This is a genomic window from Sphingobacterium daejeonense (assembly GCF_901472535.1).
GTDB classification, from domain to species: Bacteria; Bacteroidota; Bacteroidia; order Sphingobacteriales; family Sphingobacteriaceae; genus Sphingobacterium; species Sphingobacterium daejeonense.
Map to the genome: position 1 here is coordinate 916,030 of NZ_LR590470.1, position 17,184 is coordinate 933,213.

Sequence of the window (17,184 nt, forward strand, 5' to 3'; positions counted from 1 at the left end):
TTGATAATAATGACAATCAAGAGAAAATATGATAAATTGTTCATTGGGGGCGAATGGATTGCTTCCGAAGGAAACAACGTGTTAGAGCTGCATAGCCAACACGACCAATCTGTAACGGGAAGCATTGTATTGGCAACGCAGGCTGATATTGACAAAGCGGTTGCGATGGCAAAGAAAGCCTTTGACAGTGGCGTTTGGACAAACAAAAGCGTACAGGAAAGAATTGATTTGCTGAAAATCTTTGACGAACTGCACATCAGCCATGCCAAAGAGCTTGCCGAACTAGTAACTTCCGAAAACGGTATTCCTATTTTCCATACACTTGGATTGCAGGGCTACTTAACCTATCAGACACAGGCTTTCATCCACGCTGCCGAAAATTTTGGCTGGGAAGTAAAACAGAGCGAAACGCCAAACGGTGGGGCTACATTGGTACGCAGGGAAGCCGTAGGCGTAGTAGCGGCAGTTATTCCGTGGAACGTACCGCAACAAGCCTCATTGGTAAAAATCGTTCCCGCATTGCTGGCAGGTTGTACGGTGATTTTAAAACCTACACCCGAAACCACCCTGAACGCTTACGCATTGGGCGAACTCTTTAACGAAGCAGGTTTGCCAAAAGGCGTATTAAGCATTCTGCCTGCCGACAGGGAAGTAAGCCAATACCTAGTAAGCCATCCCGATATTGATAAGATTGCCTTTACAGGTTCTACCAAAGCGGGGCAAACAATCGCTTCCATTGCAGGCAGCCAGATGAAAAGGGTTAGCTTGGAATTGGGCGGAAAATCCGCAGCCATTGTACTGGAAGATGCCGACCCTAAAATTGTTGCAGAGGGCATTAAGTACAAAACATTTTTGAGCAACGGACAGGTTTGTATTGGACTCACTCGCATACTTGTTCCCGAAACACGCTACAAAGAAATTACAGAAGCATTAGCTGAAATGGTCGGCGGTTTGAAAGTAGGCGACCCTACCAAAGAAGATACCTATGTAGGGCCATTGTTCAACGAAGTGCAATTCAACAAAGTGCAAGGTTACATTCAATCCGGCATTGATGAAGGCGCAAAAGTATTAACAGGCGGAGTGGGCAAATCCAAAGGTAAAGAGTTTGAAAAAGGCTTTTATGTAAAACCTACGTTATTTGTAAATGCAAACAACAATATGAAGATAGCAAGGGAAGAAATTTTCGGGCCTGTTATTGCAGCTATTCCCTATAAAACGCTTGACGAAGCCATAGAAACTGCCAACGACACCGACTACGGCTTGAGCGGTGGCGTGTTCACTGCCGACCCCGAAAAAGGAATTGAAGTGGCACGGAAAATCAAGACAGGCACGATAGGCATTAACCTTGCAGCACCCGGTTTTAATGACCCCTTTGGCGGTTACAAACAAAGCGGTATAGGACGTGAATTTGGAGTTTATGGCCTCAATTCATTTACAGAGTTAAAAGCACTTGCTTACTAAGGTAAAGACATATATTCCCCATAGTTAGCGCTATAGGCTATTGTTAAATTCTTTACCAGTTTGTACAGCAAACCGCATTAACCGGAACAGGCTTAATGCTTTTGAATCCTTGAAATATTATTTCACAAACAAAAAATACAATTATTATGAGCTACACATTGCCTGAGTTACCTTACGCCTACGATGCGTTAGAACCTCATTTCGACAAGGAAACGATGACTATTCATCACACACGCCACCACCAAGCCTATGTAGATAATCTGAATAAGGCTATTGGCGAAAAAGGATTGGAAGAAGAAACATTGGAAGATGTTTTAAAAACAATCAGCAAGTATAGTCCGGCTATACGCAATAATGGAGGTGGACATTATAACCATACTTTGTTTTGGGAAACGTTGTCCCCGACACCTAAAACCGAACCTGAAGGGAAATTGGCGGAAGAAATAAAAACCGTTTTCGGAGGTCTTGATGAATTGAAAGCACAAATAAAACAAGCAGGATTAGGGCAATTTGGTTCGGGCTGGGCGTGGTTGTTTGTGAAGTATAACGGCACAATCGGTATTGCGGCTACAGCTAACCAGGATAATCCTTTAATGGACACAAACATAACTAATCAGGGCTATCCCATTTTGGGCGTGGATGTTTGGGAACACGCTTATTACCTGAAATACCAAAACAAACGAGCCGACTATTTAGATGCTTTCTGGTCTGTATTGGATTGGAGTTCAGTTGAGAAAAAATATGCGGAAGCTCTTGCAAAGGTTAAGTAATTTCTTTCATTCTTATCTAAGTTCGGCTTTTCCTTATTGATATGGAAAAGTCGAAACTTCAGAAACAAACAGCAAATACGTATTAGTATATAATGAGAATAACATTCCTTATAACCCTCGTTTCAATTTTTATAGCAATGGATGTAGTTAATGCACAAGATATACACCCGCCACCCGTACAAAATCCTCCCGTAATAGTGGAAGGGATGTTCAGCGATAAAGGTTTACTTTTTCAAGCCGTCGTGCAGAAAAAATTTGTAAGTGCCCCTAAATTCGGCTTTTTGGCTGTAAGTGAAGCTATTGGACAATGGGATGACAAAGAACAAGATGGATACCAGGCACAGGGAAATATAACTTATGAATTGACCAAGGGGTTCAGCCTGATGGGTGGATTTCATATGTCATCTGAAATCAGCATAAGGCCCGCTTTGGGAGCGTTGTACGTATATTCCAAGGAAGATTTTTTCATTATGTTGAATCCTCGTTATTATATAGATGATATCGGGAATATAGAAGGTTTCATGATGGGCGAATACAAACCTAAAATATCCGATAAATGGCGGTTTTATTCGAGGGTACAAGGTGTTTATTGCTTTACTGCAGATGGTGGTGCTCACAATATAAGCTATGCCAGGGCAAGAGTGGGTTTAGGCTATAAGGAATTTGCATTCGGAGTGGCAGGAAACTTTGAATTTTACGGACCCAAAAAAATTAACGAAAACAGCTTTGGAGTTTTCATTAATGTAGCACTTTTTTAAAATGGAAAACGGCAATTTTATAAATAAAGTCGAAGCATCGGGAATTGTTGCTCTTGATTTGATAGACTATAAAACCGAATTGGAAATCATCGAGTTTGACATAAAAACTTTGCTTTTTATGGAAATGATTGTCAAAGAAAAAGAGTTTCGGGCTTCCTTATCCGATATTGATTTATCAATGTATAAAGAAAAAGCCGTGGCATTTGTGTGTTCTGTCGATGCTATTATTCCCCCTTGGGTGTATATGGTTTTGGCAGATGTGTTTCACGGTAATGCCGCTTATTTTGATTTCAAAGATGCGGCTGGCGTGGCATTGGATTTATGGAAGAAAAATCTAACCGAAGCCGACTTGTCAACCTACCAAGATAAAAAAATAGTAGTGAGGGCAAGACCTGATATTCCCCCGGCACTCTACATTATGGCTACCGCTCTGCTCAAACCATTGGTAAAAACGCTGATGTACGGGGAAATCGGATTGCCAAAAGTGATTTACAAAAAACAAGTATAATAATGAAAGTATTGATATTTAACGGTGCATTGGAAAGACGGGAAAACTCTACTTCTGAACGCCTGTCCCAGCACCTCATCAAACAGCTTAATGAACTCGGGTCGGAAGCTAATGTGTTTAACATTGCAGATGGCGGCATACCCCTGTTTGATGTTACGCTGAGAAACACTCCCCATTCGGTAGAATTGATGAACATCCTATTTCGTGAAGCAGATGTACACATTTGGCTTACACCGCTGTATCACGGCAGTATGACAGGCGTAATGAAAAACTGCCTGGATTGGTTGGAGTACAGTTCCAAACTCCCCGCCCCTTATCTGACAGGAAAAGTAATTGGCCTGGTATGTTGGGCTGACGGTGTGCAGGCAATGCAGGGCATTAACGCAATGGACGCGGTGGCTAAAGCATTAAGGGCCTGGACGGTTCCTTTGAGTGTGCCGATACAGCGCAGCGAATTGTTTGATGAAAACGGAAACATCAATGCAAAATACCAGGAACGCTTTGAAAAGTTATTACAACTTATGGCGCAAGCCCCTGTGAATACCGAAAAAAATTAAAAACTCAAAAATCTTAGTTATGGCAAAAATACTCATTGCAGGCGGAACAGGGCTGATTGGTCAAGCACTTTCTAAATTATTGAAAGAAGAAGGATTTGAAGTGGCTGTGCTGTCACGCAGTCCTCAAGAAAATCAGTTTTACTGGAATCCCGAACAAAACGAAATTGAAAAAGCGGCATTTGAAAACACAGAAATCATCATCAACCTTGCGGGCGAAAGCGTTTCCAAAACGTGGACAAAAGAGTACAAAGAACGTATCCTGAACAGCCGTGTGGACACGGTAGCGCTGCTCCTTGAAAAAGCAAAGCAATATAATTGCAAACCGAAAGCCTTTATTTCCTCATCGGCGGCGGGTATTTATGGTGCGGTAACTTCCGATAAGATTTTTAAGGAAAGTGATGCGGCAGGGGATGGTTTCCTGGCGGAAGTCTGTAAAGTGTGGGAAGAAAAAATCTTCTCATTTGAAAAGCTTGGAACCCGTGTTGTAGCATTGCGGATTACAACCGTATTGTCAAAGAACGGCGGTGCGCTGTCGGGAATGCTGCCCAGGACAGAACAGGGTGTTAGCACACAGGCAGGCAACGGTAAACATTACGTGTCGTGGATACATATTGACGATATGTGCCGGATGTTCCTATTTGCGGTTCAAAATTCCGTTAGCGGAGCTTTTAATGCCGTTTCGCCCGAATACGTAACCAATGAAACGTTCGCAAAGACACTTTCGGAAGTCATAGGTGTACCTGTTTCGACACCTGCGCCTCCTGAATCTGTTTTGAAAGAAGCATTGGGTGAAATGAGCACTCTGGTGTTAAACGGTTCTCGTGTTTCTTCCGAAAAAATTCGCCAGGCAGGATTTGTGTTTCAATTCCCAAATTTGAAAGAGGCATTGGAAAATCTTGTAAAATCTGAAATAATCTAAGCTAAAGATGAAATGAATTTATTGCAAACATTGCGATATACCGCCATTGCAGAGGGTATTTCATATTTGACTTTTGCTCTTACAATGCCACTAAAATACGTTTGGGAAATCAGGTTGCCTAATTATATAGTAGGACAAATACACGGTGTTTTATTTCTTGTGTTTTGTTCGCTTGTTATTCTTGCTGCATTCAGATTCAAATGGAAGGCAGGAAAAACTCTTATTCTGCTGTTATCATCAATAATTCCTTTCGGAACATTTTGGTCAGAGCGGAAATATCTGCGTGTATAACAAAATTTAATTTTTATGAAAAGAAGAATGAAAAAGAACAAAATCATTTATTGGACGGCAACCGTTTTAATGTTGCTTACCGGAGTTTCAACAGCCCCAATGTATTTTACTAACCCAATGTTTGCCGAAGCATTTCGCCATTTGGGTTATCCTGACTATTTCAGAATAGAGTTAGGCATATTCAAAATAATTGGTGCAATTGTTTTGGTGTTACCAATGATACCGACAAAATTCAAAGAATGGGCTTATGTAGGTTTTGGTATCATATTTATTTCTGCATTTATAGCACATTTAACAGTGGACAAAAACGCAGGAGCAATTTTCCCTCTCGTACCATTGACATTTTTGGTAGTGTCTTACGTCTATTTTCATAAGAACAGCAAAATAGATTATGCAAAATAATTCACGAAGAAGTTTTTTAGGTATGCTGTCATTGACTGCAATATCAGCATTGGGCTTACCTAAATTCAGTTTCGCAAACATTTACTTTCAATGAACAAAAAAGTTGTCAAAAAAACGGACGCAACATTTAATCCAATTGCAAAAGGACTTAAAGGCACAGGCTTCTTTGCAAGGGATTTTCCTATTGAACCTTTTTTACTCTTTTCGGAATTTCGTATGTCGCAACAGGTTTTTGGGCCTCACCCACACGCAGGCGTTTCGGTAATGACCTATATGCGACCTGACAGTAAGGAAAGTTTTATAAATAGAGATAATTTAAGTGGTATGAGTTTTATTGAACCCGGTGGCTTACAAATTATGCAGGCAGGAAGCGGAATGCACCACGATGAGTTTCCCAAAATTGAACACGTAGAAACAAGCGGTTTTTCAAATTTGGTTTAATCATTCTGACAAAAATCGTTTTATAACACCCAAATCCATTCACGTAGATGCGAAAGACGTTCCAGAAATTGAAACTGAAAATGCGTTGGTAAGAATAGTACACGGGACTTATGGCGGCAAAAGCACCGCATATAAAATGGTAACAGACATTAACCTTTTACATATTTTCCTAAAACCACACAAAAGCATTACGATACCTACTAAACCAATGGCTTTTGTATATGGTATGGAAGGTAGTGGAACGACAGAAAACGAAAAAATATTGCCAAAAACAATGGTTAATTATTCATTAGAAGGCGATAATATTACTGTAAAAGCAAGTGAAGAAGGATTTCAATTTATGCTTGGAAGTGGCAACCCTCACAATGAACCAATAGTTTATGGTGGGCCATTCGTAGCGACCACATTTGAACAAATGCAAGAAATACAGCGTAGATATTCACAAGGCGAAATGGGGACATTAGAACCTTATTCTTATTAACTTAACTCCCACAAACTATAAAAACAAAACAGAATGATAAGTACAGATATATGTATCATCGGTGCGGGACCGGTTGGGCTTTTTGCCGTTTTTGAAGCTGGGCTACTGAAAATGCGATGCCATCTTATAGATGCATTGCCACAGATAGGCGGGCAGTTGTCCGAAATATACCCGCAAAAACCGATTTACGATATTCCGGGAAGTCCGGGAATAAAAGCACAAGAACTGATAGACAATCTGCTGGTGCAGATAGAGCCGTTTAAGCCAACGTTTACACTTGGTGAACGTGTTGAAGCCATAGACAAATTGGAAGACGGCAGCTTTATATTAACCACCAATGAGCAAACACAGGTAGCGGCAAAAGTAATCGTTATCGCTGGCGGTTTAGGTTCTTTTGAACCCCGAAAACCGAAAGTGGAAAATCTGGAAGCGTTTGAGAATGGAAAAGGTGTGGCTTATATGGTCAAAAATCCTGAACTGTACCGGGATAAGAAACTGATAATTGCAGGTGGTGGGGACAGTGCATTGGACTGGACTATTTTTTTAGCGGATATTGCCCAATCGGTAACGCTTGTACACAGAAGCGAAACATTCAGGGGTGTACCCGACAGCGTTGAAAAGGTATTCCATTTGTCACAGGAACGAAAAATCAACCTCATATTAAAATCCAATGTTGTGAAAATAAACGGGAACGGTCATTTAGATGAAGTTGTGATTGCTGACCACGACCAAACCGAAACTGTACACAAAGCCGACTATCTTATTCCGTTGTTCGGGCTTAGCCCCAAACTTGGCGTAATTGCAGAATGGGGCTTGGATATTCACAGGTCATCACTCGATGTAAACACGGTTGATTACTCCACCAACATACAGGGCATTTTTGCCATAGGCGATATCAACACTTATGAGGGTAAATTAAAACTTATTCTTTGCGGTTTTCACGAAGCAGCTTTAATGGCACAGAGCGCATTCAGGTATGTATATCCCGACAAGAAAGTGCCTTTTAATTATACTACGGTTAATGGTATTCAAACCTTTTAATAATTATTGAGAACGTGATGCTATGGTCAATTTTACGATAGAGGACAGGACAGGCGAACGACAGGAACTTACCGTTCCTGTTGATATGGGGTTAAGTTTAATGGAAGTGCTGAAAGGTAGTGAGTATGATATACTTGCCACTTGTGGTGGTATGGCACTATGCGCCACCTGTCACGTTGAGGTATTGGCAGGCGGGAAAGAACTGCCCCCTATATCTGATGCGGAAATTGATATGCTTGATACGCTGCCAAATGCTACCGATAGAAGCCGTCTTGCCTGTCAGCTACGCATAGCAAAGGAAATGGAGGGTACAATATTCAAAATACCTGAAGAAGTAGAATAATCTTCCAATAAATCTAATTAATAAAAAAATGGCGATTAAGATAACAGATGAGTGTATAAACTGTGGTGCTTGTGAGCCTGAATGCCCGAATAATGCAATTTACGAAGGTTCAGACGATTGGCGTTTTGCTGACGGAACTCGACTGTCGGGCAAAGTCATTTTGCCTGATGGAACTGAAATAGATGCTAACGAAGCGCAAGAGCCTCTTTCTGATGATATTTACTTCATAGTTCCTAATAAATGTACCGAATGTCAAGGCTTTCACGATGAGCCTCAATGCCAGGCGGTATGTCCTGTTGACTGTTGTGTGGATGACCCAGACCACCGAGAAAGTGAGGATGTTTTGCTTATTAGGCAGGCTTTTTTGCATAATGAATAAAACCTCTGAATGTTCAGAGGTTCTTGCTATGGATGGTTCAGGATTTGGAGCATCCTGCCCACCTCAATATCCATCCGTGAAAAGGCAAACCATTTTTTGCCCACGTCTTTGAGTGATGCCCCGATATGGTAAAGTTCTGAACTATCGATAATCAAAAATCGGTCGTGGGCATCGGAGAAAGTTTGAATATCAATAGTTGGGTATTGGCTGTTGTACCGTTGTACATCCAACCGTAGCTGATTGCTGATGTTTTTGGTGTAGATGGTTGCGGTTACAATTGGATTTCGTTTGCCCAATAAAGTTAGTACGGTATCGTCCACATAATTATCGAGCAGGATAATCGAGCTTTTGGCACTTCTGATAATATCAGAAACAAAGGCATAGGCATCAAAAATCTGTCCATTGTAAAAGATGCCTTTTTCGCTGTGGAGCTTATCGCTTTCCAGCGCCTTAAAAAGTTCTTCAAACTTTTGGTCGGCTTCCAGTTGTTTCAGTTCAATTTTATCCAAACGATGAAACAAAGAGGCATTGCTGATAAGCATACGCCGCATTTCTACAAAGGCTTCCATAATTTCAACACTTACTTTTACGGCAATATCCGAACGGAGTATCGCAGAAGCCATTGCAATCCCCTGTTCGGTAAAAGCATAGGGCAAATAACGCCTGCCGCCGTAGCTTAAACTTGAGGTTCCAAATTGGAACCTCAAGTTTTCAACTTCTGCTTCGGTCAGTTGAAAGCAGAACGAAGCAGGGAACCTTTCGATATTTCTTTTTACGGCTTTGTTTAGGTTCTTTGTTTCTACCTGATGTAAAGCGGCAAGGTCGCTATCCAGCATCACTTGTTTATCCCGAATGGTATAAATCAGGTTTTTAATTTCAATTGGATTAATGGCAGGTTTATTTTCCATTACGCTTGCTACTTTTATTTTTATCAAACTCAAAAGAGGTTGTACCATCGTCTTTCAATACGATGTACGCATCGAATTTTTTGCCTGCCTTGCTTTTCATCCCTTTGATAAGCGAGGTCTTCCTTTTATTGACCAGGCTTTCAATATCGGCAATGCCGATTTGTACGCCACACACGTTGCGGAACTGTACCCAATTGCAAGCCTCATCAGGGCATTTCACAATCTTATCACGGATAATCAACTGATGGCTTTTGCATTTGGGGCAAGCCAGCTTAGGCAGGTTGTTTTGGGCAATGGACGTTTGCAGAAGTTCATTGGTAATGGAAGAAGCATACGCTTCCATTTCTGTTTGGAATGCTCCGACATCCGCTTCGTTGTTTTCGATTTTCTGCAATGCCAATTCCCATTCGGCGGTCATTGCCACGTCCGCAATTTTCCTTTCTTTCACCAGCCCGTACACCTGCAATCCCTTTTCGGTAGGGATTAAGGATTTCTTTTCCCTTTGGATATAATTGCGGGTAAACAGCGTTTCGATAATGGCGGCTCTGGTAGCCGGAGTGCCGATGCCGATATTTTGCAGGGCTTTCCGTTCTTCTTCGTTTTCGATTTCCTTTCCTGCGGTTTCCATTGCCGACAATAGCCCTGCTTCGGTATAAAGAACAGGCGGTTTGGTCTTTTTCTCCAAAACGGCGGCTTCCTTTATTTTCAGTTCGTCGCCCTTTTTCAGTTCGGGCAAATCCTGTACAGGCTCGGTATCATCATCGGAAAAACTGCCTTTGACGGAACGCCAACCCGGTTCTAAAATCTTACAGCCTTTCGTGATAAAATCGTAGTGCAATACCTGTATTCCCACATCGGTCAGCTCTTTGACACAGGCTTGTGAAATGGCTTCCAGCAATCGAAAGGCAATCATATCATACACTTCATTTTCCTTTGCGTTCAGGGCTGACGGTATTTTATCCGTAATCAGTAATCCGTGGTGGTCGGTAACACGCAGGTCGTTTACAATACGCTTGTTGAAACGCCCCCCATTTTATTTTGCTTACGGCTTGCTTGCAGGTTTCCCTGTCCTGCAATGCCCTTACGAGGTTGGGTATTTCAGCCCACATATCTTCGGGTATGTATTTGCTTCCGGTGCGTGGATATGTGATAAACTTTTTTTCATACAGGCTTTGGGCAATGTTGAGCGTTTCTTCAGCAGAAAGGTTCAGCTTTTTGTTGGCTTCCTTTTGCAGTCCTGTCAGGTCGAACAATAAAGGCGGCTGTTCCGTAACGCTTTTGGTTTCTACCGATGTAACCATTCCCGTATCGCTTCGCTGGATGGCTTTCAGCGCATCATCGGCAAGCTGCTTTTCATCCCATTTGGTTTTGGAAAGGCTTTTAAAGTCTATGCCCTCTTTGTGGTGCGATAACTGTATCTGCCAGTAGCTTTTTACCGTGAAATTTTTGTTCTCCAGGTAGCGTTTGCAAATCAGGGCGAGTGTAGGTGTCTGCACCCTGCCGAGCGAATAGATGCCATTGCCTGCGGCAATGGAGAGAGCCTGTGTAGCGTTGATGCCCACAAGCCAATCGGCACGGCTTCTGCCTTGTGCCGCCTTGTATAAGCCGTCAAATGCTGCCCCGTCTTTCAGGTTATCGAAACCCTGCTTAATGGCTTTTTCCGTCAGCGAGCTAATCCAAAGCCTTTCAAATGGCTTGTTGCATTTGAGGTATTCGTAGATATAGCGAAATATCAGTTCGCCCTCACGCCCGGCATCGGTAGCAACAATGATGCTGTTGCTTTTCGTAAAAAGCTGCTCAATGACTTTCAGTTGCTTTAATGCGCCAGTATTGGCGGTATAGCCTTTGTCTTTTTTGACTTTGCGAACGGTCAGCAAAAAGGGCTTGGGCAATATCGGCAAGGCGGCTTTGTCAAATCCCGAAATGCCGTAGTCTTCGGGCATTCCCAATCCTATCAGATGTCCGAATGCCCACGTAACAAAATAGCCGTTACCTGTAAGGTAGCCGTCCTTTTTGTCGGATGCTCCCACAAGTGCGGCTATTTCTCTTGCTACGCTTGGTTTTTCTGCAATAATTGTTTTCATACTTGATTATCTTTTTACGCCTTTGGACTTTGCAGGAGCTTTGGGTTTTTCCTGCTGTTCCTGCTGCTGTTTGTTTTTCGGAGTTTGCTGACCGGACTTCAAAGGCTCGTTGATGTTTTTGGTCGCTTCGTTGGTCTTGCCCTCCGAATTGACGGCAGTTTGCGTTTTGTGGGCTTCGGTAGGTTTTGCCTGCGCCTTAACCTGGCTTGGGAACTGGAAGTTCGTTTTTCCGGTTTCCGCATTGAAAGTGATGTAGCCCTGGTACGGCTGTCCTTTCTTATCCTTTAGACCGTCAATGTAAACGGTTTGCCCGGCTTTGAAATCCTTATACTGCTCATCGGACAGTTCTTTGCCACGGAATGTTTTTGGAGCTTCCTGCGGCTGGCTTTGCTGATTGCTTTGTCCGTTGCTTTGCTGGTTGTTTTGCCCGTTGCTTTGCGTTTGCCTGTTGGCGTTGTTGCGGTCAAACAGGAACTCTACATAACGCTTGTCCGCATTAAACTGTACCGTAGCCGAGAACTCGGTTCCTTTGGTGGAAATCATACCGTCTAACTTTAGGGATTTACCCTCCATTAATGCCTGCTTTTGAGCATCGTCGAGTTTTACACCCTTAATTTCATCGGGGATTTTTATAAATTCGGTTCGCAGGGCAACCAATTCATTGGTAAGCCTGTCCACACTGATAATGGACGGCATCATTTCGCCTGTTTTAGAATTTTTTAAATCCACTACACGCCCCATATTGCCTGTTTCGAGCAGGTTTTTCTTATCCTCGTCGGTAAACTTGTGTCCGAAAAACTCAAAGTTGAGGTTCGGTTCCTTACGGATGCCGTGCAGCGCAGGGACTACCAATCCATCTACCAACTGTAACGATATTCGGGCATCTGTACGAAGACTGGCTGTACCGAGGTTAAGGCTGATAGGTACAAGCTCATTGGTTTTGTAACCTTTCAATAAAGGTTCAAGGAGGTTCATTTTTTCAAGGCGTTCCTTGCCTAATCCGAGATTGTTCATTGTGTCCCAATCAATCTGCTCCGGCTTGTAACGGTATTCGCTTACGTCCGGCGTTGCTTGCGTTGTTTCCATATTTTTTTGATTTTCTTGTTTTTTATCCGGTTGAGGTTCGATTTTCACCTCGTGTTCTTTCATCACTTTTTCGCCTTCAGGAGTTGGCTTATCTACCTGCTTTTGGAACTCCTGTGCTTTTTCAACAGCATTGGCGGCAGGTACTTTGAAGAATGCGAAATTGGTCGGGTTCTTTAGTTGGCTGAAAAAATTGGAAAAGAAGTTGGAAAAGAAATCGCCGCTTTTGTCCACACGCATAAACTGATTTTGGTTTTTCTTTGTGGGGTCAACAGTTTCCATTTTTCCGTTTTCGTCAATGCTCTTTACTGCTTGGATTTTCATTTTTTCTTTATCCAGCACGAGCAATATGTCCGATAGCTGTTCGGGCATTTCCTGCTTATTGGTTGTTTCTTCGCTCATATTCTGAAAATTTTAAAAGTTCACTGCCGAATGTAAAGGAAGCGTTCACTGCATTGCCCTAAGTGGCACTCAAAGGCAGTGTTTGTCACTGATTGGCGTTCAGTTTGGTAGTAGGCGGGTTAAAACTTTCCCTGATGAATTGATGTACATCAGACAGCTTGTAATACAGCTTACCGCTTATGGTGTAGTAAGGCAGCTTGCCGATAGAGCGATACCGTTGCAGTGAACGGTTGCTTATTTTGAGCATCTGAAGCAAGTCCTGGTTATCCAGTAGTTCCTCACCGTCTATACTGTTACGTTTCCTTTGTAATTCGTCTATATTGTCGCCCAGCATATCGAGGCGGCTCATCAGGCGTTCCATCCACGCCAAAAATTCCATTCTGTCAATATTCATAGGAACATACTTTTTGAGGGTTCATACCTATTTTTTAGCAGCATTAAGTTTCCTGCCTTTTTCAATGTAGCTTTTGCCTTTTGCCATAAGCTCCTGTACAAATTCATCGCTGCTTTGTACGGCATTGGCGTTGAGCATATCCTTGATTGCCCCAATGGTGTAGAAATACTGACCATACAATTTTGAGTAGGCTATTTCGCCTTTGGTACGCATACGCCACAGAGTTTTCTCACTGATGTGCAGGTATTGGCATACCTCGTGGTTGTTGAGCCACAGCTCATCATAGCTTTTATCTTCCTGTCTTTTCAGGTAATCGGCAATGGCATTGATACGGCTGTTCAACTGTTGCCACGCTTCTTCTTCAATGGTTATAATTTTCATTGCACAGCTTTTAAATATTCACTATGCAAAATTGTTAAAGGTGGCAGTGTTTGTCTGCCAAGCCTTGCCAATTGGTTTGGCGTTTTTTTGAAAATTTTTACAATTAGCGAAAACCCTTATTTAATAGGGATTTTGAGGGATTGAGAATATTTTGCAGCAGGATTTACCCCCATTTGCCAATTGGCAGATATGGGCAAAGAAAAAAGCAGTACGTTTTGGGTACTGCTTTTAAATCTCGGTGCTGCAATCTGCTAAAGGTCTTTATCCATATACTCTTCGAGGGATATTTTGAGTTGGTCTAAAAATACCGTTCGGGAACCCGTTCTTGTTTTCATTCTGTGGAAAGCGTGATGTAAGTCATTTAATGGTATTCTGAATATCACTTGAAAAATCAAAGCTAATTTTCGGATACTGATTTTTCCGTATGCAACAGAAGCCGAAGCGTATAAAGCATATATCAATTCAATAAGTGCATTTTGAGTATTTGTCCATAACATATCTTTGGAAGCATCCCCCATTAATAAAAAATGGTATCAGGGTTTTCTTCGGGATTTATTTTGGTAAGTAAATAAGTATAAAGTAATTCATTGGCAACAATGTGAGCTATTTTGTTATCGTAGTAAGTAGAGAAACTTAGGTCAATTTCAAATACGCCACTCTTTAAACCATCGTGATAATTAATTTGTCCGAGCCGGAAGTAGGTTTGGTCACGGTCTGTTCTTTGAGCACGGTAGTATCTGTAAAAATCCTCGTTACAAAGGCTTTCTCTGTATTCTGATTTGAGAACTTTTAAATGGTTTTCGTAATAGCTTTGATGTATTCTGCCTGTGCTAACAGGGCAGGTAGTTTCAATACGGAATACTTTATTATAGTAAATGAGCTTCCCTAAAATTTGAGGTTTGATATTCTTGAAAAAATCAATCTCTTGCCGGTCGTCCTTAAATCCGGATTGTACGACTTCGGCTTTAATGTCAAAAAGCATTTCCTTTAAGAATAAGGTCATTTCGTAAGCCTCATCCGCAGTTCTCATCATCTTGGCAGATAACTTATCTTCCTGATGCTTGATTTTCGATAAAATTTTGTTCAACACGATTTCCATAGCATAGTCTTTTAAAAGTTGTTACTATTATTTGGAGCTACAACTGTTGTTGATATGCCAAAATTTGGGAATAATATTGAAAACAATATCACAGATTAACCCCTATGGGGGAATTTTTTTATAGATAGTTTACAAAAAAAGGGCAAAGTATATCGCACTTCGCCCAGTTATTTAGTAAATTTGTACCAATGATTTACAAGGTAATCAGATGAAAGCAAGTGCAGTAAGCACCATTACTAAATCGTTACCGCTTATGTTTTCCATTCTTGTAAACTACTCTTTATTAACCGTTTTGGGTTAAATTAATCTTTTATGAGAAAAACTGTTATTTGTTGCGTTTTCTATAACGTTCTAACGCATAGCGGAAGGTTCTTTCGTCTGTATATCCCACCTCCATATAAATATCTTTAATGGTGACACCTTCTTGATCCAATAAACTACTAGCCTTCTCCATCCGCAAGTCAGTATAATATTGTTGAATACTGACGTGATATTGCTTTTTGAATATATTTAATAAGGTTCGTCCTGTCATATGAAAGTGATCCGCCAAATACTTAACATTCAATCTAACATCACAATAATTCCCGTCTAAAAAAGTCTTGACCTTAAAAGCGATGTCGCTCTCTTGGTCTTCCAACATGCTGTCGTAATATTCCAACAGAAGGCTGACGTATTTGCGAAGATTGCCATCCAATGCACCCTTGTTATCCTGAGAATAGCTGTAGATCTGAAACAGCCAGCGTTGGACTTTTCTATCCATTCGGCACTGATTCATTGTTTCGTATGGTCGTTTGCCACTGATAAACCGATTCAGAATACGTTGGATATTACGGTACTCCTGATGAATACTTCCGATCCATTCGGGGTCTATGCTTAGCACGAGTGCAATATGCTCGCCTTCTTCTGCATAGGCAAAATATTCGCTCTTATCGTAATAAGACATTAGGAACGTATTCGGGTAAGTTTTGATAATGGGCTTTTTCGCTGCATTCATATAAAGCAAACTTCCCTTTAACATAAAGTACATATAAATCTGTTTGTCGTGGATGGTAAACGGAATATATGTAGAAGCATCGACGTCAATCTCAACAAGATCAATAAAAAAAGGATTATAACTTGATTGCTGGCTTACCAGTTCCACCTCCCGAAGTTTGTAGTGGTATCTTTTCTGGGCGAAGGGTAATGGGTACCGGCACTGCTTCGCCAGATTTTCGGGATATGTGTTAGGTTTTACGCCCTCTTGATTTGTGTACAACGTATAGGGTGCCTTCATAGGATTTAATTTTGCCCAGGTTGGGTATTGCAGTTTTCATTCAGCCAGTTTACCATACCGATTAAATGTCCCTTTAATTTGTGTGCCGTCGCATATTCTATATTAGTGGATTTCTTCTGCAAGCTTTCAGCTGAAATAAACGGTGTTTTGGGCGTGCGAAAATGCTGGGCGTAATAGGCAAAGGTTTTGCCTACATCTTCTTTGGGTATAATCCCTTTTTCCATGAACAATCTTATGAAAAGTCCCAACTGGGTCACGGGGAGATTTACCAGCTGGCGGTCGACTTCCTCCAAAAGCTTTTGATCTTCGACTTCTGTCCTTCGTAATTCGATCCGTTGCTGGAGATATCCTTTCTTCTCTTTAAGGAATGTTCGCAATTGTTCCCGGATGGATTCATCTTTGCTAATCCATCTGGCTTTGGTTCTCGGAGGCAAGCCATTCATCCGATCTTCCAAACCGATCAGTATTTCAAATTGTGCGTGTAAACTCGGCGTATCGATCAGTAAGTTATCACATCCTTTTGCACAATAATTGAAAAATTCAGGAGTATTAAAGTCATATTGATATAGGACGTTCTCAACCTCAAAAGTTGAAAAACAGGATAGTTTTCCCAATTTGTCAATAATCAAATTTGCATATTCCGCCTCCGATTTTTTTAGCTCCTGTCTTGTGATCAGCTGCTTTAGACCACTCAATATCAAGTCTCCCAATTGCACCTCTATCTCGGATTTCAAGATTTTATCCCTTAGTGCGTTTAACTTGTATCTTAGTTGTATACGAGTATCTGAAATAGAATAAGTGGTCAGAGGCAAGGTCGATGCCACAAGGTCATCGAATTTTCCGCAGAATTCGAGCAAAATTTCGAGCTGCACCAATGTTTGGCAGTAAAGCTGACGCATCTGGCTGGAAAAAAGGTGTTCATTCCATGAGCCGTTCATTCCTACCAAGTAATGATGGATAGCATTGCTAACGTTTATTAATTGTATCAGTATTATTTTGGCTTCGTGGCTGGAGCGACCGACAAGATTGACAAAATAGGGCGGAATGTTTGTGTGTGATTTTTAAGATTGATGGAATAGTCAGAAGATTCCGAAAATTGTTTTACATTTGCAGTCAATACATTTGGATGTAAATCATCTTCCAATACATAAAGCCAGTTTACCGAATTATTGCTCATAAAGCGCTGATTTTTGATGAATATTTACACGG

The 17,184-nt window shown here is 41.5% G+C and carries 22 protein-coding genes and 1 pseudogene; 13 read left to right on the plus strand and 10 right to left on the minus strand.

What is annotated here, in order from left to right; all coding sequences use genetic code 11:
• Positions 1 to 9 precede the first annotated feature (9 nt).
• From FGL31_RS04390 to FGL31_RS04455, 13 genes are all read left to right on the plus strand, one after another.
• On the plus strand, positions 10 to 1,461 hold the full coding sequence (locus FGL31_RS04390) for an aldehyde dehydrogenase (RefSeq protein WP_138089824.1): 1,452 nt from the start codon (positions 10 to 12) through the stop codon (positions 1,459 to 1,461).
• A gap of 146 nt (positions 1,462 to 1,607) precedes the next feature.
• Complete coding sequence (locus FGL31_RS04395) at positions 1,608 to 2,231, plus strand: superoxide dismutase (protein WP_138089825.1); 624 nt, start codon at positions 1,608 to 1,610, stop codon at positions 2,229 to 2,231.
• A 137-nt stretch (positions 2,232 to 2,368) separates the two neighbouring features.
• Positions 2,369 to 2,989, plus strand: a complete 621-nt coding sequence (locus tag FGL31_RS04400) for a hypothetical protein (protein WP_138089826.1) — start codon at positions 2,369 to 2,371, stop codon at positions 2,987 to 2,989.
• A 1-nt stretch (position 2,990) separates the two neighbouring features.
• Positions 2,991 to 3,497 carry a DUF2480 family protein gene (locus FGL31_RS04405; protein ID WP_138089827.1) on the plus strand — a complete coding sequence of 169 codons (507 nt, stop codon included), beginning with the start codon at positions 2,991 to 2,993 and terminating at the stop codon, positions 3,495 to 3,497.
• Between the two features lie 2 nt (positions 3,498 to 3,499).
• Positions 3,500 to 4,054: an NADPH-dependent FMN reductase gene (locus tag FGL31_RS04410; RefSeq protein ID WP_138089828.1), complete on the plus strand. Its 555-nt coding sequence runs from the start codon at positions 3,500 to 3,502 to the stop codon at positions 4,052 to 4,054.
• A gap of 19 nt (positions 4,055 to 4,073) precedes the next feature.
• The gene (locus tag FGL31_RS04415; RefSeq protein ID WP_138089829.1) at positions 4,074 to 4,973 is read left to right on the plus strand and encodes a TIGR01777 family oxidoreductase; all 900 of its coding nucleotides are present in this window, start codon (positions 4,074 to 4,076) and stop codon (positions 4,971 to 4,973) included.
• Positions 4,974 to 4,985: 12 nt separating this feature from the next.
• The gene (locus FGL31_RS29600) at positions 4,986 to 5,264 is read left to right on the plus strand and encodes a DUF3817 domain-containing protein (RefSeq protein ID WP_138089830.1); all 279 of its coding nucleotides are present in this window, start codon (positions 4,986 to 4,988) and stop codon (positions 5,262 to 5,264) included.
• 15 nt (positions 5,265 to 5,279) lie between these two features.
• Positions 5,280 to 5,666, plus strand: coding sequence for a DoxX family protein (locus FGL31_RS04425; protein WP_232046264.1), 387 nt, complete (start codon positions 5,280 to 5,282; stop codon positions 5,664 to 5,666).
• 90 nt (positions 5,667 to 5,756) lie between these two features.
• Positions 5,757 to 6,107, plus strand: coding sequence for a pirin family protein (locus FGL31_RS04435; RefSeq protein ID WP_138089832.1), 351 nt, complete (start codon positions 5,757 to 5,759; stop codon positions 6,105 to 6,107).
• 136 nt (positions 6,108 to 6,243) lie between these two features.
• Positions 6,244 to 6,588, plus strand: a complete 345-nt coding sequence (locus FGL31_RS04440) for a pirin-like C-terminal cupin domain-containing protein (RefSeq protein WP_138089833.1) — start codon at positions 6,244 to 6,246, stop codon at positions 6,586 to 6,588.
• A gap of 33 nt (positions 6,589 to 6,621) precedes the next feature.
• A complete protein-coding gene (locus FGL31_RS04445; RefSeq protein ID WP_138089834.1) occupies positions 6,622 to 7,629 on the plus strand; it encodes an NAD(P)/FAD-dependent oxidoreductase in 1,008 nt (335 codons plus the stop codon).
• A gap of 22 nt (positions 7,630 to 7,651) precedes the next feature.
• Entirely contained in the window at positions 7,652 to 7,972 is a 321-nt protein-coding gene (locus FGL31_RS04450; protein WP_138089835.1) for a 2Fe-2S iron-sulfur cluster-binding protein, read from the plus strand.
• Positions 7,973 to 8,000: 28 nt separating this feature from the next.
• Entirely contained in the window at positions 8,001 to 8,351 is a 351-nt protein-coding gene (locus FGL31_RS04455; protein ID WP_138089836.1) for a 4Fe-4S dicluster domain-containing protein, read from the plus strand.
• Between the two features lie 26 nt (positions 8,352 to 8,377).
• Here the strand turns inward: FGL31_RS04455 and FGL31_RS04460 are convergent, their stop codons facing one another.
• The 10 genes and pseudogenes from FGL31_RS04460 to FGL31_RS04500 all read right to left on the minus strand — a co-directional run bounded on the left by FGL31_RS04460 (position 8,378) and on the right by FGL31_RS04500 (position 17,152).
• Positions 8,378 to 9,259: an ORF6N domain-containing protein gene (locus FGL31_RS04460; protein ID WP_138094660.1), complete on the minus strand. Its 882-nt coding sequence runs from the start codon at positions 9,257 to 9,259 to the stop codon at positions 8,378 to 8,380.
• Positions 9,249 to 11,343, minus strand: a pseudogene (locus FGL31_RS28770) (type IA DNA topoisomerase). Before FGL31_RS28770 ends, FGL31_RS04460 begins: the two are co-directional and overlap by 11 nt.
• Before the next feature lie 6 nt (positions 11,344 to 11,349).
• Entirely contained in the window at positions 11,350 to 12,828 is a 1,479-nt protein-coding gene (locus FGL31_RS04470) for a DUF3945 domain-containing protein (RefSeq protein ID WP_138089837.1), read from the minus strand.
• A gap of 85 nt (positions 12,829 to 12,913) precedes the next feature.
• Positions 12,914 to 13,222 (minus strand): helix-turn-helix domain-containing protein, encoded by a 309-nt coding sequence (locus FGL31_RS04475; protein WP_138089838.1) that lies wholly within the window; start codon positions 13,220 to 13,222, stop codon positions 12,914 to 12,916.
• Positions 13,223 to 13,249: 27 nt separating this feature from the next.
• Positions 13,250 to 13,603 carry a helix-turn-helix domain-containing protein gene (locus tag FGL31_RS04480; protein WP_138089839.1) on the minus strand — a complete coding sequence of 118 codons (354 nt, stop codon included), beginning with the start codon at positions 13,601 to 13,603 and terminating at the stop codon, positions 13,250 to 13,252.
• 251 nt (positions 13,604 to 13,854) lie between these two features.
• Entirely contained in the window at positions 13,855 to 14,100 is a 246-nt protein-coding gene (locus FGL31_RS30245; protein WP_446677061.1) for an RteC domain-containing protein, read from the minus strand.
• A gap of 20 nt (positions 14,101 to 14,120) precedes the next feature.
• Positions 14,121 to 14,702: an RteC domain-containing protein gene (locus FGL31_RS04485; protein ID WP_446677062.1), complete on the minus strand. Its 582-nt coding sequence runs from the start codon at positions 14,700 to 14,702 to the stop codon at positions 14,121 to 14,123.
• A gap of 325 nt (positions 14,703 to 15,027) precedes the next feature.
• Positions 15,028 to 15,975, minus strand: coding sequence for a helix-turn-helix transcriptional regulator (locus FGL31_RS04490; protein WP_138089840.1), 948 nt, complete (start codon positions 15,973 to 15,975; stop codon positions 15,028 to 15,030).
• A 5-nt stretch (positions 15,976 to 15,980) separates the two neighbouring features.
• Positions 15,981 to 16,913: a hypothetical protein gene (locus FGL31_RS04495; protein ID WP_138089842.1), complete on the minus strand. Its 933-nt coding sequence runs from the start codon at positions 16,911 to 16,913 to the stop codon at positions 15,981 to 15,983.
• A 53-nt stretch (positions 16,914 to 16,966) separates the two neighbouring features.
• Positions 16,967 to 17,152: a hypothetical protein gene (locus FGL31_RS04500; protein WP_138089844.1), complete on the minus strand. Its 186-nt coding sequence runs from the start codon at positions 17,150 to 17,152 to the stop codon at positions 16,967 to 16,969.
• Positions 17,153 to 17,184: the final 32 nt, after the last annotated feature.

Excerpts from the sequence above, each read along its gene's own strand:
- FGL31_RS04415 (WP_138089829.1), top strand. The coding sequence starts at position 4,074 with ATGGCAAAAATACTCATTGCAGGCGGAACAGGGCTGATTGGTCAAGCA.
- FGL31_RS04425 (WP_232046264.1), top strand. The coding sequence starts at position 5,280 with ATGAAAAGAAGAATGAAAAAGAACAAAATCATTTATTGGACGGCAACC.
- FGL31_RS04440 (WP_138089833.1), top strand. The coding sequence starts at position 6,244 with ATGGTAACAGACATTAACCTTTTACATATTTTCCTAAAACCACACAAA.
- FGL31_RS29600 (WP_138089830.1), top strand. The coding sequence starts at position 4,986 with ATGAATTTATTGCAAACATTGCGATATACCGCCATTGCAGAGGGTATT.
- FGL31_RS04485 (WP_446677062.1), bottom strand. The coding sequence starts at position 14,702 with ATGGAAATCGTGTTGAACAAAATTTTATCGAAAATCAAGCATCAGGAA.
- FGL31_RS04480 (WP_138089839.1), bottom strand. The coding sequence starts at position 13,603 with ATGAAAATTATAACCATTGAAGAAGAAGCGTGGCAACAGTTGAACAGC.
- FGL31_RS04410 (WP_138089828.1), top strand. The coding sequence starts at position 3,500 with ATGAAAGTATTGATATTTAACGGTGCATTGGAAAGACGGGAAAACTCT.
- FGL31_RS04450 (WP_138089835.1), top strand. The coding sequence starts at position 7,652 with ATGGTCAATTTTACGATAGAGGACAGGACAGGCGAACGACAGGAACTT.
- FGL31_RS04475 (WP_138089838.1), bottom strand. The coding sequence starts at position 13,222 with ATGAATATTGACAGAATGGAATTTTTGGCGTGGATGGAACGCCTGATG.
- FGL31_RS04405 (WP_138089827.1), top strand. The coding sequence starts at position 2,991 with ATGGAAAACGGCAATTTTATAAATAAAGTCGAAGCATCGGGAATTGTT.
- FGL31_RS04490 (WP_138089840.1), bottom strand. The coding sequence starts at position 15,975 with ATGAAGGCACCCTATACGTTGTACACAAATCAAGAGGGCGTAAAACCT.
- FGL31_RS04470 (WP_138089837.1), bottom strand. The coding sequence starts at position 12,828 with ATGAGCGAAGAAACAACCAATAAGCAGGAAATGCCCGAACAGCTATCG.
- FGL31_RS30245 (WP_446677061.1), bottom strand. The coding sequence starts at position 14,100 with ATGTTATGGACAAATACTCAAAATGCACTTATTGAATTGATATATGCT.
- FGL31_RS04500 (WP_138089844.1), bottom strand. The coding sequence starts at position 17,152 with ATGAGCAATAATTCGGTAAACTGGCTTTATGTATTGGAAGATGATTTA.
- FGL31_RS04435 (WP_138089832.1), top strand. The coding sequence starts at position 5,757 with ATGAACAAAAAAGTTGTCAAAAAAACGGACGCAACATTTAATCCAATT.
- FGL31_RS04445 (WP_138089834.1), top strand. The coding sequence starts at position 6,622 with ATGATAAGTACAGATATATGTATCATCGGTGCGGGACCGGTTGGGCTT.
- FGL31_RS04455 (WP_138089836.1), top strand. The coding sequence starts at position 8,001 with ATGGCGATTAAGATAACAGATGAGTGTATAAACTGTGGTGCTTGTGAG.
- FGL31_RS04495 (WP_138089842.1), bottom strand. The coding sequence starts at position 16,913 with ATGAACGGCTCATGGAATGAACACCTTTTTTCCAGCCAGATGCGTCAG.
- FGL31_RS04400 (WP_138089826.1), top strand. The coding sequence starts at position 2,369 with ATGGATGTAGTTAATGCACAAGATATACACCCGCCACCCGTACAAAAT.
- FGL31_RS04395 (WP_138089825.1), top strand. The coding sequence starts at position 1,608 with ATGAGCTACACATTGCCTGAGTTACCTTACGCCTACGATGCGTTAGAA.
- FGL31_RS04460 (WP_138094660.1), bottom strand. The coding sequence starts at position 9,259 with ATGGAAAATAAACCTGCCATTAATCCAATTGAAATTAAAAACCTGATT.
- FGL31_RS04390 (WP_138089824.1), top strand. The coding sequence starts at position 10 with ATGACAATCAAGAGAAAATATGATAAATTGTTCATTGGGGGCGAATGG.